Source organism: Flavobacterium sp. LHD-85, from assembly GCF_030929595.1.
Taxonomy (GTDB): domain Bacteria; phylum Bacteroidota; class Bacteroidia; order Flavobacteriales; family Flavobacteriaceae; genus Flavobacterium.
The window spans coordinates 59,715-75,078 of record NZ_JAVFVR010000011.1 but is presented as its reverse complement, the minus strand read 5'-3'; the positions used below and the strand labels follow the sequence as shown (position 1 = coordinate 75,078).

17 protein-coding genes are annotated in these 15,364 nt (G+C 32.4%); 10 read left to right on the top strand and 7 right to left on the bottom strand.

Going from position 1 to position 15,364, the window contains the following annotated elements; translation table 11 throughout:
• Positions 1 to 41: 41 nt before the first annotated feature.
• Positions 42 to 557, bottom strand: coding sequence for an RNA polymerase sigma-70 factor (locus RB618_RS17635; RefSeq protein WP_308069955.1), 516 nt, complete (start codon positions 555 to 557; stop codon positions 42 to 44).
• Positions 558 to 756: 199 nt separating this feature from the next.
• On the opposite strand from RB618_RS17635, the gene RB618_RS17630 reads away from it, so the two are divergent.
• A complete protein-coding gene (locus RB618_RS17630; protein WP_308069954.1) occupies positions 757 to 1,782 on the top strand; it encodes a hypothetical protein in 1,026 nt (341 codons plus the stop codon).
• Here the strand turns inward: RB618_RS17630 and RB618_RS17625 are convergent.
• The 3 genes from RB618_RS17625 to RB618_RS17615 all read right to left on the bottom strand — a co-directional run bounded on the left by RB618_RS17625 (position 1,779) and on the right by RB618_RS17615 (position 4,115).
• On the bottom strand, positions 1,779 to 2,114 hold the full coding sequence (locus RB618_RS17625; protein ID WP_308069953.1) for a PepSY-associated TM helix domain-containing protein: 336 nt from the start codon (positions 2,112 to 2,114) through the stop codon (positions 1,779 to 1,781). The genes RB618_RS17630 and RB618_RS17625 overlap by 4 nt on opposite strands.
• 574 nt (positions 2,115 to 2,688) lie before the next feature.
• Positions 2,689 to 3,300, bottom strand: coding sequence for a hypothetical protein (locus tag RB618_RS17620; protein WP_308069952.1), 612 nt, complete (start codon positions 3,298 to 3,300; stop codon positions 2,689 to 2,691).
• Positions 3,301 to 3,506: 206 nt separating this feature from the next.
• Positions 3,507 to 4,115 (bottom strand): hypothetical protein, encoded by a 609-nt coding sequence (locus RB618_RS17615; RefSeq protein ID WP_308069951.1) that lies wholly within the window; start codon positions 4,113 to 4,115, stop codon positions 3,507 to 3,509.
• Positions 4,116 to 4,912: 797 nt separating this feature from the next.
• Between RB618_RS17615 and RB618_RS17610 the strand changes: the two genes are divergently transcribed.
• Positions 4,913 to 6,559 (top strand): S41 family peptidase, encoded by a 1,647-nt coding sequence (locus RB618_RS17610; RefSeq protein WP_308069950.1) that lies wholly within the window; start codon positions 4,913 to 4,915, stop codon positions 6,557 to 6,559.
• A 176-nt stretch (positions 6,560 to 6,735) separates the two neighbouring features.
• Positions 6,736 to 7,095 carry a hypothetical protein gene (locus RB618_RS17605; protein ID WP_308069949.1) on the top strand — a complete coding sequence of 120 codons (360 nt, stop codon included), beginning with the start codon at positions 6,736 to 6,738 and terminating at the stop codon, positions 7,093 to 7,095.
• Positions 7,096 to 7,782: 687 nt separating this feature from the next.
• Here the strand turns inward: RB618_RS17605 and RB618_RS17600 are convergent.
• Complete coding sequence (locus RB618_RS17600) at positions 7,783 to 8,001, bottom strand: hypothetical protein (RefSeq protein WP_308069948.1); 219 nt, start codon at positions 7,999 to 8,001, stop codon at positions 7,783 to 7,785.
• Positions 8,002 to 8,617: 616 nt separating this feature from the next.
• Here RB618_RS17600 and RB618_RS17595 point away from each other — a divergent pair.
• Together RB618_RS17595 and RB618_RS17590 are read left to right on the top strand one after the other, a co-directional pair.
• Positions 8,618 to 8,989: a helix-turn-helix domain-containing protein gene (locus tag RB618_RS17595; RefSeq protein ID WP_308069947.1), complete on the top strand. Its 372-nt coding sequence runs from the start codon at positions 8,618 to 8,620 to the stop codon at positions 8,987 to 8,989.
• A gap of 57 nt (positions 8,990 to 9,046) precedes the next feature.
• Positions 9,047 to 9,277 carry a hypothetical protein gene (locus RB618_RS17590; protein WP_308069946.1) on the top strand — a complete coding sequence of 77 codons (231 nt, stop codon included), beginning with the start codon at positions 9,047 to 9,049 and terminating at the stop codon, positions 9,275 to 9,277.
• Between the two features lie 631 nt (positions 9,278 to 9,908).
• On the opposite strand, the gene RB618_RS17585 is transcribed toward RB618_RS17590, so the two are convergent.
• Complete coding sequence (locus RB618_RS17585; protein WP_308069945.1) at positions 9,909 to 10,484, bottom strand: MliC family protein; 576 nt, start codon at positions 10,482 to 10,484, stop codon at positions 9,909 to 9,911.
• A gap of 392 nt (positions 10,485 to 10,876) precedes the next feature.
• Positions 10,877 to 11,119: a hypothetical protein gene (locus tag RB618_RS17580; protein ID WP_308069944.1), complete on the bottom strand. Its 243-nt coding sequence runs from the start codon at positions 11,117 to 11,119 to the stop codon at positions 10,877 to 10,879.
• Between the two features lie 1,397 nt (positions 11,120 to 12,516).
• Here RB618_RS17580 and RB618_RS17575 point away from each other — a divergent pair.
• From RB618_RS17575 to RB618_RS17555, 5 genes are read left to right on the top strand one after another with little or no spacing between them, the layout of a single operon-like run.
• On the top strand, positions 12,517 to 13,182 hold the full coding sequence (locus RB618_RS17575; protein WP_308069943.1) for a hypothetical protein: 666 nt from the start codon (positions 12,517 to 12,519) through the stop codon (positions 13,180 to 13,182).
• 37 nt (positions 13,183 to 13,219) lie between these two features.
• Positions 13,220 to 13,729: a tail fiber protein gene (locus RB618_RS17570; RefSeq protein WP_308069942.1), complete on the top strand. Its 510-nt coding sequence runs from the start codon at positions 13,220 to 13,222 to the stop codon at positions 13,727 to 13,729.
• Between the two features lie 24 nt (positions 13,730 to 13,753).
• Entirely contained in the window at positions 13,754 to 14,275 is a 522-nt protein-coding gene (locus RB618_RS17565) for a tail fiber protein (RefSeq protein WP_308069941.1), read from the top strand.
• Between the two features lie 49 nt (positions 14,276 to 14,324).
• Positions 14,325 to 14,840 (top strand): tail fiber protein, encoded by a 516-nt coding sequence (locus RB618_RS17560; protein WP_308069940.1) that lies wholly within the window; start codon positions 14,325 to 14,327, stop codon positions 14,838 to 14,840.
• Between the two features lie 11 nt (positions 14,841 to 14,851).
• Positions 14,852 to 15,349, top strand: a complete 498-nt coding sequence (locus tag RB618_RS17555; RefSeq protein WP_308069939.1) for a GNAT family N-acetyltransferase — start codon at positions 14,852 to 14,854, stop codon at positions 15,347 to 15,349.
• Positions 15,350 to 15,364 lie beyond the last annotated feature (15 nt).

Below are 15,364 nucleotides of genomic sequence, written 5' to 3'. Positions count from 1 at the left end.
TTATTTAATTAAAACAATTAGAACTAAATTTACCCTACTTTTTATAAATCAATTTCTTTGCGTAAGCTTAACAGGGCTAAATGAATGCGTTTTTCTACTGCCTTTACGCTAATGTTAAGCTCCGTGGCAATTTCGCTGTATTTTTTGCCGTCAATTCTGTGCATTAAAAAAGCAGTGCGCTGTTTTTCGTTTAAGTTTTCGATGGCTTTTAAAAGTTTTGCCTGAAACTGTTTTTCTTCCAAGAGATATTCTGGACTTTCATTTGTCTTATCCAAACCAGTGAAGTTTTTTTCATATTTCAAAACCACTTTCTGGTGCGCAATCTGGTTGAGGCTGCTATTATTTGCGATGGTGTAAAGGTATGATTTTGCTTTTTCTAAAGGTACAGAAGCGCAGTTCTGCCAAAGCTTAACAAATGCTTCCTGAGTTATATCTTCTGCCTGTTCTGCGTTTCCGAATTTGTAAAAAAGAAAATTTCGAAGTGCTTTTACATGACTTTTGAAGAAAGACGAAAAAATGATTTCATCACAAGTATTAGATTGATTTTGGTCTGGCATTTAGGGTTTCAATTTTTTCAGCGTAAAAGTATTTGTTTTTAATTTAAGTAGGGTAAAAGTAAAGATGATTGTTTTATTGAGTAATAAAATGCTATTGGTTTTTGATAATTTAGTATAGATGAAAATTATGAACCCCTTGATGTTAGTTTATTAAAAATGGTTTCTTTTAAAATTTATTTACCTTTGTAAAAACATAAATATGTTCCTTTTGAAAAAATATTTATCAATTGCAGTTTTCCTGTTGTTATTGTTTTCTTGTCAAAGTGAAATAGACGAACAAAACAATAATTCGCAGGGCACAATTACTACTGTTTCTCCGCTCACTACTTATCTGCAAAGAGTTGCTATGGTTAGAACTGTACAAGATAATATGATCGACGGATCGAGCTACTGCACCATAAAACTCCCATATACTGTTACAATAAATAATGAACAAATTGCAGTAAATACCGCTTCCGATTATCAGAAAGTTTTGGATAATGCCAATGCAAGCAACTATGATGATGATATTGTAAAAATAGATTTTCCTGTAACAATGGTTTACTATAATTACATTGAAAAACTGATTCCAAATCAGGGAGATTTTGATGCTTTAATTGATTATTGGAATCTTTACCCAGATCTTTTATCCAAAATCAACGGTCTGAATATCAATTATCCTATCACTATCAATATCTACAACAGCGTTAATCAAGTAGCAAGTTCTCAATCGATTGTAAGTGACGAGGCCTTTTTTAATTTCATTAAAAATTTAAATGAAAGCCAGTATATATCTCTAAAATATCCTATCACGGTTGCAGATTATAATAATCAGGCAAAAACTATTTCAAATAATCTCGAGTTCGAAAACGCTATTAAATATGCTATAGATTATTGTCCCGAAAACAATCTTGTAACACTAGATTTTACAGAAGCTATCACAAATGGTTCTTGGGAAATACCCTATTTTTACTATGGTACTGTAAAGACTTCAAATTATAGTGGCTACACTTTTGTTTTTAAAACAGATAAATCTGCAGTTGCCACAAAAAGTGGAATTTCAGAAACTGGGCAGTGGGAAAGTTCTGTTCAAAATGGTGTTAGAGAAATAAAAATAGTTTTCAGTACAGGAGTGCTTTCTAAATTAAATTTTAGCTGGAAATTGTTTGAGTTTAATAATTCTCAAATACGCTTAAGAGATATGAATACAACAACTAATTATCTTTACTTCCAGAAAAAAAACTAATTGCTTTTTTTCTTTCTTCCTAACCAGATGAGAAGTCCCGTAATGGGTAATGTTGCCGCAAAAAGACAAACCAGAAAAGCTAAAAATTTTGTAGGATAACCATAGATGCTCCCTGTGTGAATTGGGTAAATTAAGCGTCGTATTTTATCGCCATTGCTGAAGGATTCATAAGGTCTTATTTTCAAAAGTTTACCCGTGTATTTGTCAAAATAAGCCATACTTGAAATATTTGGAATAGATTTTTCAAGATTCAATTTAATAGCCATAATGCTATTTATGGTATCAGATGGAATTCTAATCTGGGTGTCTCCCTTATCGTGTGATATTTCCATTCAAATCAATTTCGATACCTTTCGATTCCTCCTCACCAAATAAAAAATGGCGCCAATTGTCTTCAATTGGCGCCATTTGGCTTTGTGACGGGGACAGGACAAATTACAACATCATTTTTGGATGATTTGAAGAAATTGGCTTTCTATATGTAGTGGTCTGTCTTCCATTGGCTATGTAAATTTGGTTTAGATGTCCTGTTGGGGATTGATGCAAAAATTATAAAAATAAATTGGTTCATACCAGTAAACTAACATACAATTCTACAAATATTATGGAGGATTTTAAAAGAATGTTTTAAGTTAAGGAAAGGTTGTCTTTCTTTGGCTCTATGGATAACTTTATGTGATTTAGGTTTTGTGTCACTAAGGTAATCCCTTTCATTGGAGTTGTTCGCGCTATGCGCTACACATGAGCGGTAGAGAACTGGCGAAGCAATCTTTTGAGCCGAATCCCGGTTTGATTGTATAATTTTTTTAGGAGCTTTATCTCGCTATCCGCTTCAATCTTTTGTGCCGAACCCCGGCGCAGAAGGATTTTTACTGCTATCGGGGCTAGGATTTTTCTGCATATTTTTTAAAAAGCGGATCCGCCTTTTGCCAAATCTTCCTTATCAGGGGATGTGGATACGGTCTTGGCTTTTCCTTTTACCATCGTTTCGGCAACAAAAACAATCTGTCCTTTTTTGTTGGCAAAATAATCTGAATGCAGCACGCGGAAATGGCCTTTTCTGAAATGAGGCATTTTGGAGAGCGTTGATTTCTCGGTATCACGGATTTTATCGGATAGGCCGACGGTAAAGTTCTCCGCCTTATTGTGCTGGGTTTTCTCCAGCAGATCATGGGGAACGCCGTCCGTCACGCAGTCCGGGAAGCATTTCATATAGGCGATTTTATTGATGGCAAGGCGGAACATTTTTGAGGCTTTCAGTGCAACCTGATCATTCCTTTTGAGGGTTTCCGTGTAGAATCTGTCGGCCATGCGCCCGCCGTTCTGCCCTTGTGAAAAATACAGCTCCACGCTTCCATCTTCCTCTATGCTTAAAGAAAAGGCGCAGCCCTCCGCCTCGTAGGGCACTTTACATGACTCTAAAAAAAGAGAAAAATCAGGCCACTCCCCAAAATAATCTATAATTATGACAATTGATTGATAATTTATTGCCTTATTTTTTAATCTTTTCTTATACAAATTAATTATACTTTTTATTAAGAGTCATCTAAAAGAAAATAATGTTTTTAACTTAGACTTTTTTTTCTAATTTATAATTTAAGATTTTGTGCAGGGCTTCCAAAGTTTTTCCAAAACCCTTTTTTGTACTTTCTTCGAGGGATCAGGTAAATTTAAGGGATCAAGATTTCGATAATAATTCCAAAGTTCTGCATAAGGTATTTTGGTTAAATCCCATTATTTTCTCTCAACACACCAGCCCAGTGCATAAGAAATATCGGTCGTTTGTACGGATCTGTGAACTTTCCTCCCTTTACGATTCCTCCAGGCAGACCAGCCCAGCATTCCAACTTTATATCTTTGGTAATTGTACCGCCCCACATAAAAAAAACAAATAAACTTCCGTAATTATACCCCGAAGTCACAATCAAATAATTCAGAAAAGGCTGCTCCATACATAATAATTCCATATCGTCTTTGAGAGTTAAGGCTTCCTCTACTTTTTCCATTATCCAGCTCATCGGTAAAATGTTTTTTGAACTTGCGATAAAACCTGTATTTGTCGCATATTCAATTTGTGTTTTATTCAATTTATTTTTAGCGTAAATTGAATCTTTCCAGACCCATTGTCTGATTTCCGGAAGATTGGAATGTGAGGTAAAAATTCTACAGTGTGATAAATTTTGCCAGACAAAAGAAAGACTATCGAGAATTACGGTGTATATATCGATATATATGAATTGCTCAAATTCACCTTCCCATGCAACCAGTTTTCTATAAGCTCCAACAACATTTCCATGGAATTTTAAGCTGATATCATCACAGTTTTTTAACAACTCTTCATTAGGAAATACATTAAATTGTAAATATTTTTCATCGCTTCTACCTGATCAAATTCATTATTATAAGGTATGAGGCAAAGTGGAATTTCTCTATTATGGGTTCGAAAACTATTTAAAAAAGCAGTAGCCATTTCGAGCACTTTGTTATTAGCTAAAAAATAGACTCCCTGACTTTTTATAGGTGTTTTCATAATAATTTAAAATAGTTTTATAACAGTATTTTGCTCATAAAATAGTATGGAGATACTCAAAGTTCATATTACTTTTCCTGTATATTTAACATTTATTTAACTGATTTATATATTGTGTAAACTATTTTTTTAATCATTTTTACAAAAAAAATACTTACTAATTTTTCGACTAATTAATTTAAACTTAGCAACTAAAACAAACTAATTTAAATTATTTCATAAAATTAAAAATATATTAATTTATTGTAATGAACAAAAATATAAATTACTGCGACCCTGCTTATGGTCATTTTGACTTTTTAAATTATTTTACATCTACAATAAATTTTGCGATATACCTTTTCACTACAGATACTCTCCAAGTACAATTTGAACTTTTCTTTAATTCACTAAATTTTGTATTCAAGAAAAATCAAAAGAATTATTGTCTTGCATAACCTCTTAATTTATGATCAGCTAAATATATCTGTCTAGCAATTGTTATAAAAAACAGAAATGACAACCTGCGATTTTCCTAAATAATAATATTTTTTGATTTTTTTTTTATAAAAAAATCTTGCTTTTATATTCAAGTTATCCTTTTATAAAATATACATCATAATGAAAAAATATATATTGATCTTTCTCTTACTAGTGATCCAAACAGTACTGGGACAATCAAAACCTACTGAAATACAAAAACTTGCTATCACTTGTAAGATTTGGGGGTACCTAAAATATTATCATCCAGAGGTGGCTAGTGGGAAAACAGATTGGGATAAACAGCTTTTTAATGTATTACCAAAACTAGAGGAAGCACAAACAAAAGAGGAGTTTTCTTCAATTCTTGAAAATTGGATTGATGCTTTAGGAACGATAAAACAAAATGATCCTGTCCTGAAACCAAAACAAACCGTTTATTTTGATAAAAATTTCGATTTAAGCTGGATCAGCAAAAATAAACTGCTCTCGAAAAATCTTTCTGCAAAGCTGAAATTCATTGAAGATAATAGGTATCAGGGAGAACAATATTATGTGGCGCCATTTGATGCTGAAAATATTTTTGTAAAAAATGAAAATTATAAAGATTTAAATTTTAACGATAAAAATCCAAGAATTTTAGCACTATTTATGTATTGGAATTTAATAGAGTATTTTTTTCCATATAAATATTTAATGGATCAGAAATGGGACATAAGCCTCACCCAAATGCTGCCCCTCTTTATTGAAGCTAAAAGCGAAGATGATTTTTATATTGCTTTGCAAAAATTATCAGTTAAACTTAATGATTCTCATGCTGTATTTGTTATGTATCCTAGAAAAAACAGCCTGAATTTCTTTCCCGCAAAATGCAAAATAATTGACGAAAAGATAATTGTTACCGAAATTTTAGCAGACAGTCTTGCAAAAGATAATGGAATAAAAGTAGGAGATATTATTACTAAAATAAATAGCAAGACTATAAAAGAAATTATATCCGAAAAAAGAGCGTTAATCAATGGATCGAATGAAGCCGCTTATTTAAATAATGTTGTAAAATCAGCATTATCTGGTTATTCAGAAAATGTAACACTGGAGTTTTTAAAAGATGGCAGTTATACAACAAAAACAATAAATTGGTACGAATATTACATTTCTCACAAAAATGAGTATGTAAGAAAAAACAAAAAGGAAAAATTTAAAATTTTAGAAAATAACATTGGTTATGTAAATATGGGCACTTTGAAAGTTCAAAATATCCCTGCAATGATTGAGAAACTTAATTCTACAAAAGCAATCGTTTTTGACATGAGAAATTATCCAAACGGAACTTTTGAAGAGATAGCAAAATTTTTAAACTCGAAAGAAAAGGAATTTGCGATCTATACAACGCCTGATTTAAGTTATCCGGGAAGATATAAATGGACTAATGCACAGAAGTGTGGTTCAGAAAATAATAATAATTATAAAGGTAAAGTTATTGTCTTGCTTAGTGAGGACTCTATGAGCCAGGCAGAATGGACTGCAATGTGTTTTAAAACTGCTGATAATACAACTATTATTGGAAGTCAAACTGCTGGTGCAGATGGGAATGTAAACGGCATTGATTTTATAAGAGCATTTCATACACAATTTTCGGGGGTGGGAGTCTATTATCCGGATAAAAGCGAAACACAAAGAATCGGAATTATTCCAGATATCGAAATAAAACCTACTATTAAAGGAATTCAGCAGGGGAAAGATGAGGTTTTAGACCGCGCTATAGAATTTATTAACTCGGGAAAATAAATCACTAATACTTGATTTCTCAAAATCTTATAGATAAGACAGAGTTTAATAGTTTTAGAAGATTAATGCTTATTAAGTTTTTAAAACAATATTACTTGTATTTAATATAAAATTGAGTTTTTAATACTTTATACCTGAGCCTAATATATTATTTTAAATACCAATACTAACTTAAAATGAAAAAAAACATATTATTTCTTTTTTTAATCATTTCACCAATTGTATTGGGACAAGTCCCAATAAGCCAAGCAGAAAAATTAGCCACTACATGCAAATTTTGGGGCTATCTGAAATATTACCATCCAACTGTTGCCAGTGGAAAAATAGATTGGGATCAACAGCTTTTTGAAGCATTGCCTAAAATTGAAAAAGCAAAAACCAAAGGAGAGTTTTCGTTATTGTTAGAAAAATGGGTTGATGCCTTGGGTATAGTTCCGGTTAACAAGTCTAAAACAGCGGATACAAACGTTGAATATTTCACTAAAAATCTCGATTTGTCCTTGACTAAAAAAAATGGAATGGAAGTGCCGTTCTAGGAGGGCATTCCTATGCTGATTCGCCTCAGTTTTATCAGGCAACACTATATTACGTTAAATCAAATAAACCTTAAAAAATGAAAAAAATATTGTTTTTAATTTCGTTAAAGTTTTTTCCCAGACAGCTTCTCAAAAGCAAAATGCAAAGGCATGGTTTGATGATTATGCAGTCTGCAAATGCATTACGAAGACAGACTGGATTAATGGAATAAAGAACGAAGATAAAAGTATTCTCTTTTACAATAAAAAATTGGGGCTGTCTCCCAATAGTTTTGAAACACTTGACTCTTTTATAGGTTTCTATATCAATGAAAAAATAAAAGGAAAAGATCAGATATTAAGAAGTTGCGTAAACATTAAATATGATGATGGTTTTAAGAATTTGGTATTAAAAATTCTAAAGGATGATATAATGCTAAAAGGTAAAATTTTTGAATCTCCGAAATAAAAGGATGGAGATTTTATTCTGGCAGATGTATCTAATAAAATAAATATTTATTTTAAATGCTTAATTGCAAAGGCTCCAAACTTGGAGCCTTTGCAATTGGTGGTAAAATTGGAACCAAAAATAAGGAGGCGGAAATGCATGTTTTATTTTATTTTTTAAGTTGATGTCAAATAATTGCACGGCTGCAGCTAAAAGTGTTTTTTTATTGCTGTTGGAAATATTGGCTTGACTGTCGGGCCTTATCCGTTTATCTTATCCTTGTGGTGGTCGGTGAGCCATTTTTCCATCCCCTGCAGCAGCCGGATCTGCTCCGGATCCCCTGAGGGGTCGGAAAGCCCTGTGACGGTTCTCCGGTAATTGAATTTTTTGTCTTCAAACAGGTAGGTGAACTTCGGGAACTCGTTGTGGGATACCAGCCATTGGCCGTTCTGCTGTTTTTTAATCTGAAACTTCTTCATTTTTATTTATTTCCTTAATCCATGCCTCCAAATCAGCAATAGATGCCCTCTGTGCTGTTTTTGCCTGCGCATTTTAAACTGGAGAATTAGCGTATTATTGCAGTGTAGGGCAGGATGTTTGAGGTTTAAGATTTTTTTTGGAGCTTATCCCATTTTCGCTTTATTCGAGAGCTGCCGGACTGGGGAAGCAGTCTTTTGTGACCAGCTGTGCGCCAATTGCATATAATAATGCTTTTTTTGGAGCTTTTTCCCGCTATGTGTTCCAATCTTCTGCGCCGAAACACGGCGCAGAAGGATTTCCTCTGCTATAGGGGCTCAGGAGCTGGAATTTTTTTTTGATGAATGATGATTAGTTAAATATATGATTTTCAAGTGAAATGTTCTTCGAATGTGAAAAAATAAACTGAATTGGACTGCACATGAAATTCCCGTGGATTGATCATTAAATTTGATTATCAAGACAGTTTCGAACTTAAGCTTCCACCAAGCGGCGGAGGCGGATAAAAAATTACCAATAATTTGGGACTTAGATTAGTTTTTAGATGGTATCTGCCAATATAAAAAAAAATATGTTTTATTTTTAATTGAAATAATTTCAAAAAAACACAAGGATAGTATGTTTCATAAATTAACAGATGAAGAAAAAGAACAATGCTTATTTAGAATAGAATTTCATATAAATTCTAAAAAACTTTTTTTAAGTAAAGATTTATCTTTGGCTCAGCTATCAGCTGAAACAGGAATTACAGTTCATAAGATTTCTTATCTGATTAACAATGGGTTTGGGTTAAATTTTAATGATTATATAAATTTAAAAAGAATTCAATACTTGATAGAAAATATAAGGGAACCCATATTAAAGGATTTATCTGTTGAAAAAATGTCGCTTGTATGCGGATTTGGCTGCCGAACAAGCTGTTTTAGGGCATTTCGCAAACATAAGGGTAAATCTCTTTTGAAATATTTGAACGATATCTGCAAAATCTGATAATGCTTCTCAAATTAGGTTGGATATATGGGGAAGAAAAATTAAGAATAATCTGAGATGAGTACTTTGCAATTATGGAGAAGGCTGCTAGCTGCAGTAAAAAGTTCTGCAGGCATCTCCAAAATAGTTTTAACTATAAACGGCATATCCTTATCGACGAGATTAAATAGTAAAATAAAAAATGGCGCCAATTGTCTCCAATTAGCGCCATTTGGCTTTGTGCCCCATAAAGGACAGATTACAAAACATTTTATGGAGGATTTGAGCAGATTGGCTTATTGGAAGTAGAGGCCGTCTTTTATTGGCTATGTAAATTTGTTTTGGATGTCCTGTTGGGGATTGATGTAAAAAATTATAAAAACTAAATTGCTTTATGGCAGTAAACTAATATACGATTCTACAAATATCATGGAGGATTTGAAAAGATTTTTATGCTTAAGGCAGAGCTGTCTTTCTTTGGCTTTGTGAATTGCTATCTGGGATTTTATATTAATGATTTTTAGGAGCTCTTCCCGCTATGCGTTCCAATATTTTGCACCGAACCCCGGCGCAAAAGGATTTGCACTGCTATCGGGGCTAAAAAGTTAAAAAGACAATTCTTAATTGTAAAATCGGCCCCGTTGTTATTTGGCATTAAAAACAAATTGAAACAATTTAGAATGTTAAAGAGCCAGTTTTTGTCCTATCCCTGTTGTTAGAATCCTGTTTTAAGTTATCAAACTACAAACTTTAAATTTATTTTATTTATCGTACAAATAAATATTTAAGTTAACTTATTTAATGTTGCTCGACTAAAGCTAAAAATTGATTTATTCCTAGTTTATTATTACTGTTATTTAGTTTTATATAAGGGACAATATAAATACACAAATTAATCGTTGTTATTAAGTACAACGATTAATTTGTATCTGGAATTTCTTTATTTTTTAAAGATTACTTTTCCATCCTTATTAAGTTCTATATTTTCCCCTTTCCCTCTTAATTGATAATGCTCATTTTTATAAAATATTCCTGATGCTGTTTCTTGGCCATTTAAATTAATTTCAGTTCCATTTAAATACATGGTAGCTGTATTTGCCGTATTGTCAAAGATCATTTCAAGGGTCTGATTTTTATCGTTTTTTATTGTAGTGATTACAATTTTGCCATTGTTTGTAAAAATTAGCCTTCCATCTTTTTTTAGTTCAACAATATTTCCTTTGCCTCTTAATTCGTAGCGGTCATTCTTATACCAAATCCCTGACGCAGGTTTTTGCCCGGTTAGTTTAATATCATCACCGTTAAAGTTTAAAAAAACCATGTTCTTTGTATTGTTGAATGACATCTCTAATTTTTTACCATTTTTGGAGACTGCATAATTTGTTACAATTTCATCGTTTGTTTGTTCTGTTTTTTTTGTCTCGACAGCCTCTGTTTCCTTCTGTTTTGGGCTTTCTTTACAAGAATTTAAAAATAGTACTATCAGTATTGCGGATATAATTTTTTTTGCTTTCATTTTTCATTTTTTTTGGTGTTTATAAAAAAGTTAGGGATTATAGATTTTACTTTTCGTGAAATTTAAAACTCAATTTAAATTAGCTTAAGATAAGAATAATTTTTGAAAGAAAATAGTAGTCACTTGTTTTTATATGTGATTTAATTTAGGCCTTCATATTTTTAGGTATTTTTTATATTAACAGGATGATAATAACTTTGGCTGAGATGTTTTTTTAGTGTAAGTTTCTAATTGAGCCGTATTTTTTTCAAAACGGATTCGATTGGTAAATCTCCTGGGCGCAACCCCATGAAAAAGCAACACCGGAACCCCCATGGCCGTAGTTGCGAATTATTGACGAGTTCTTCTCCCAAGCTTTAAACGAACATTTCCTTCGCTCTTAAGCTTTTTGATCAAATGAAATACAATAGGCCTTGTCTAAAAATAGCAAATTTTGCTCCATAATTTTTGATTCGTACTAAGGCCCCTCTTAAAGGATGCATAATTTTATTCGCTAATTTTATTGAACCTAAACCAGTACAGTTTATTATATAATCACACTGATATTGTTTTTTGAGTTTTTTTTCGACTGAAATTAAGTCTGAATTAACATCTCCCTGAATGACTTCTGCTCCTAATAAAAGAACTTGCTGCATAAACCATTCCGTATAGGTAAAAACTCAAGTATTGATGAGATAAACTATTTTCTAAATGAGATCGCATTATAAGTCTTTGAACAACAGCTAAAAATAGTTTAGGGAATTTAAAACTTTATATCTTTTCTGTTTTTGGTGTTAGAATCCTGTTAAGTTGTCGAAGGCTAATTTTAAATTTGTCTAAACTTTTGGGTGCAGTCTATTTTGCTAGTTGTCTCCTTTAAGTGACTCTGCTGAACAATTTATAAATCATTTTATGAATGATTTAAAGAAATTGGCTTATTTTTAAGTGAATTTTTAATGTAAATATTTTGGTTTTTTATTTAAGGAACGGTTTGTATGTCCTGTGGGAGTTAAACGTTAAAAATTGTTAAAAACATATGCAGCTTTAATTTATTATAGCATAATAGTGTTCTATAAAATTCTCGGCAATAAAATATAGTAGTGTCAGAAGAAAACGAATTAGTTTTTAGTAAAAATATATAATAATCTGGAGATCAATCCAATCAAAATTTGTTCAGGATATTGGTTTTTAAATGCCTTTAATCTAATTATGTTAGGCATTTACCAGGTATGAGGAGAGCAGAATTCGGATCTTAAGCTAGAAACCGCTGTATATGCCACATTTATTCCTGTTTTGAACCTCTGTGCACTGATTCTGCACCAAATTCAAATTTTTACGAATTAATAGAAAGTAGAGTTATTCTTTTTTTGTATTATAAATACATTAAAAATATATTAAAAATACTGGTTTCTTAATTCATTTAACTAAGCTTTTAAAAATCTCATTAACATTGATGCAAATTTTATGAAGTAGGAAGGCAGTCCCATTTCATGTCAAAATTTATGACGATTGATTTCTGCAGGCTACAATCTTAAATTTAAGTCGCAAAAAGGTATTGCCTCTACTTTTTTTAGTCAGTTAGCCATGTTTCGATTAATGGATATTTTTCTTTTTTTTAAAGCTGTTTTTTTTGTTTTGGACGGCGATGGGCAAACCGGTAAGGTAGTGTGTGTATTTGAAAAGTGTTTTTGAAATAATGGAAGGTGAAAGAGGTCTCCGAATATATTGCCTCCAGTAAATATCGGGAGTTTATCATTATATTAAATTTATGGAAAGCTAAGAGGCCAACTCCCTAAGTTGAGCTGGATCATTGCGTTAAAATTACAATTAAAAGTTAAATGCAGAATTTAAAAAATATATTATGATGCAAAGCAGGACTTTCTTTCTAATACCTCCAGTTTATCTTTGCATATCCGTTCTTATAAGTGTTTTCTTTAAAAAAGAATAGAGTTACGTGCTTGTGCGGTTTTTATTGTGTTATTTAATAAAAAATTATAATTTAATATTTCCTTTTGTTACTTTTACTGTGAATTTAACAGGAAAACAAGGAATTATGATAAATTTAACACGAAGAAATTTTATAAAAAATGTTGGATTTGTTAGTGCAACAACTCTTTTTTGTGGCTCTCTAGTAGCTCAGAGCACTTTGGAAAATTTTTCGATTTCAGAAAATGATGAAGGAAATATTCTAGCCAAATTTTCAAAAGTAACCTTTTTTGATGCTTTCCTTTTAGATCAGCCTCTAGCAGATTGTTACAAAAAATCTATTTTAAGTTGGGAAAAAACGGGATATGCCGCTTCAGGAAATTATTGTTTAAGTTCTTCAGACGGCTTATTAAAAATGTTTCCCATGCATCTTCAAACTGAGACTACTGGAAAAGTAGATAATGTTTTATTATGTTTTGGAAAAGATTCAAATGGCAGCTGGAAATCTCTAAGGGCTTTATCGGGATTTGATTTGGAAGCTATTACCGTAGCTATGCGTGACTTAAATATCTATCGTAATGAGGTGAATTTATCCCATTATTTATTTCCTGCGCCTACGCAAAAACAAAATCCTTATGGATATGATACGAGAAAAGGCAGTGTTTCTCTTCAAACTAATTTAGCCATGGAACAAACCGTAACAAAAATTATCATAAATGAAGGCAATTCTATTGTATACCAGAAGGAAATAATTTCAAAGCATAGTCTTGCCGCTGATTCTTTTTTTGTCTAATATAATTACTTTGAATAACCTATAAATAGTCAAAATTATGGCAACACCTTATTTAGGAGAAATACGTATTGTGTCTTTTAACTTTGCTCCAAAAGGCTGGGCTTTATGTAATGGGCAGTTTTTGCCTATAAACCAAAATCAAGCTTTATTTTCACTATTAGGAACAATGTACGGAGGCAATGGCCAAACGACATTTGCTTTACCAAATTTAAAAGGAAGAACTCCTATTCATTTTGGAAATGGACATACAATAGGAGAGCAAGGTGGAGAGGAAGCACATACCTTAAGTGTATCAGAACTGCCTCAACACACCCATGTATTGCAGGCGAAAACAGATTCGGTAAGCACCAATATACCCAGTTCGTCAAATTTATTGGCTAATACTGCCCCCAATTTAGTTTATAGCGGCCAGAGCCAAAACTTTACTTCGATGAACTCCGGTTCTCTTAGCAGTGTTGGCGGAAGTCAGCCTCATTTAAACATGCAGCCATTCCTTACCTTGAATTTTTGTATTGCTTTACAAGGTATTTTTCCTTCTCCAAATTAATTATTAATTGTAAAAAGTAAAGATATGTCACAACCTTACGTTGGTGAAGTTAGAATGTTTGGAGGAAACTTTGCTCCTGCAGGATGGATGTTCTGTGAAGGGCAGATTCTTCCTATTTCTGAGAATGAAACATTATTTCAATTAATTGGCACTACTTATGGAGGCGATGGAGAAAGCACTTTTGCTTTACCAGATTTGCGCGGAAGGGTTCCTATCCATTTCGGTACATCCTCTAGCGGTTCAAATTATATATTGGCAGAGACAGGCGGAGCAGAAGATATTACGTTAACCACTAATCAAATTCCTGCTCATAGTCATAGTTTAATAGCAACTACAGATTTGGCAGATACTGCAAGTCCGTCCAATGCACTATTTAGTACAAATCCTCCGGGAAGTAAAATGTTTTCTAGTGCTGCACCAACAGCAGCTTTAAATCCATCCGCGATTACAAGTGCAGGGGGAAGCCAGCCTCACACCAATTTTCAACCTTATTTGTGTGTCAATTTTATTATTTCATTGTTTGGAGTATTTCCTTCCCAAACATAGAAATTTAAAGTTTTCAATACTTTTTTAATAAAAATAAAACAATACATCTATGGATCAATTTGTTGCCGAGATACGCCTTTTTCCGTTCAATTTTGCACCAGTAGGCTGGGCCATGTGCAACGGGCAATTATTGCCTATATCTCAAAATACAGCACTTTTTTCTTTATTGGGAACCACGTATGGGGGGGATGGGAAAAACACTTTTGCTCTCCCGAATTTGCAAGGGAGTGTTCCTATGCATCCTGGACAAGGTCCCGGATTATCTTTACATGATTTAGGAGAAACAGGCGGAAGTGAAAATGTTAGTCTGCTTGAATCTGAAATTCCAGCTCATAGCCATTCATTAATGGCAGCAACTTTAAACTCGCAATCCACATCTCCAACTAATAATAGTTTAGGCCGCGGAAATCCTGTACGAATTTACGGCCAGTCAGGAACAAATGCTAATATGAGTTTAAATTCTGTATCTATTGCTGGCTCTGGATTGCCACACAATAATATGATGCCTTATTTGACAATGAATTTTTGTATTGCTCTTCAGGGGATTTTCCCATCAAGAGGCTAATTTAACTGGATTTGAATTTAGAAATAAAAAATATTAGTTTTCGAGATATTCTGGAAAGTGATAAAACTCTTCTTCGGGAAATGTATGGAAGTACCCGTCAAGAAGAACTGGATAAAGGAACAAATTGGAATGATGAACAAAAAAAGCTTTTTATTGATCAGCAATTTTCTGTCCAGCATGAATATTATCAGAAGAATTTTTTAGACGCAAAATTTTATATAATTGAAAATGAAAAAGTCCCAGTTGGAAGATTGTATATTGATTTCGTTTCTGAAAATGAATCTGTTAAGGTTATAGATATTGCAATATTGCCTGAATGGAGAAATAAAAATATTGGCAGCTCTATTTTAAATGAAATTCTTAAAAAAGCAGGCAGCAATAATTTAAAAGTCTCGATACATGTTGAAGCTTTTAATCCTGCAATGAATTTATATAAACGGTTAGGCTTTAAAAAAATAAGTGAAACAAATGGTGTTTACCACTTAATGGAATGGAATTCTAATAACTGAAATTAACGATTAGCA

Excerpts from the sequence above, each read along its gene's own strand:
- RB618_RS17635 (WP_308069955.1), bottom strand. The coding sequence starts at position 557 with ATGCCAGACCAAAATCAATCTAATACTTGTGATGAAATCATTTTTTCG.
- RB618_RS17630 (WP_308069954.1), top strand. The coding sequence starts at position 757 with ATGTTCCTTTTGAAAAAATATTTATCAATTGCAGTTTTCCTGTTGTTA.
- RB618_RS17625 (WP_308069953.1), bottom strand. The coding sequence starts at position 2,114 with ATGGAAATATCACACGATAAGGGAGACACCCAGATTAGAATTCCATCT.
- RB618_RS17610 (WP_308069950.1), top strand. The coding sequence starts at position 4,913 with ATGAAAAAATATATATTGATCTTTCTCTTACTAGTGATCCAAACAGTA.
- RB618_RS17605 (WP_308069949.1), top strand. The coding sequence starts at position 6,736 with ATGAAAAAAAACATATTATTTCTTTTTTTAATCATTTCACCAATTGTA.
- RB618_RS17600 (WP_308069948.1), bottom strand. The coding sequence starts at position 8,001 with ATGAAGAAGTTTCAGATTAAAAAACAGCAGAACGGCCAATGGCTGGTA.
- RB618_RS17595 (WP_308069947.1), top strand. The coding sequence starts at position 8,618 with ATGTTTCATAAATTAACAGATGAAGAAAAAGAACAATGCTTATTTAGA.
- RB618_RS17590 (WP_308069946.1), top strand. The coding sequence starts at position 9,047 with ATGAGTACTTTGCAATTATGGAGAAGGCTGCTAGCTGCAGTAAAAAGT.
- RB618_RS17585 (WP_308069945.1), bottom strand. The coding sequence starts at position 10,484 with ATGAAAGCAAAAAAAATTATATCCGCAATACTGATAGTACTATTTTTA.
- RB618_RS17580 (WP_308069944.1), bottom strand. The coding sequence starts at position 11,119 with ATGCAGCAAGTTCTTTTATTAGGAGCAGAAGTCATTCAGGGAGATGTT.
- RB618_RS17575 (WP_308069943.1), top strand. The coding sequence starts at position 12,517 with ATGATAAATTTAACACGAAGAAATTTTATAAAAAATGTTGGATTTGTT.
- RB618_RS17570 (WP_308069942.1), top strand. The coding sequence starts at position 13,220 with ATGGCAACACCTTATTTAGGAGAAATACGTATTGTGTCTTTTAACTTT.
- RB618_RS17565 (WP_308069941.1), top strand. The coding sequence starts at position 13,754 with ATGTCACAACCTTACGTTGGTGAAGTTAGAATGTTTGGAGGAAACTTT.
- RB618_RS17560 (WP_308069940.1), top strand. The coding sequence starts at position 14,325 with ATGGATCAATTTGTTGCCGAGATACGCCTTTTTCCGTTCAATTTTGCA.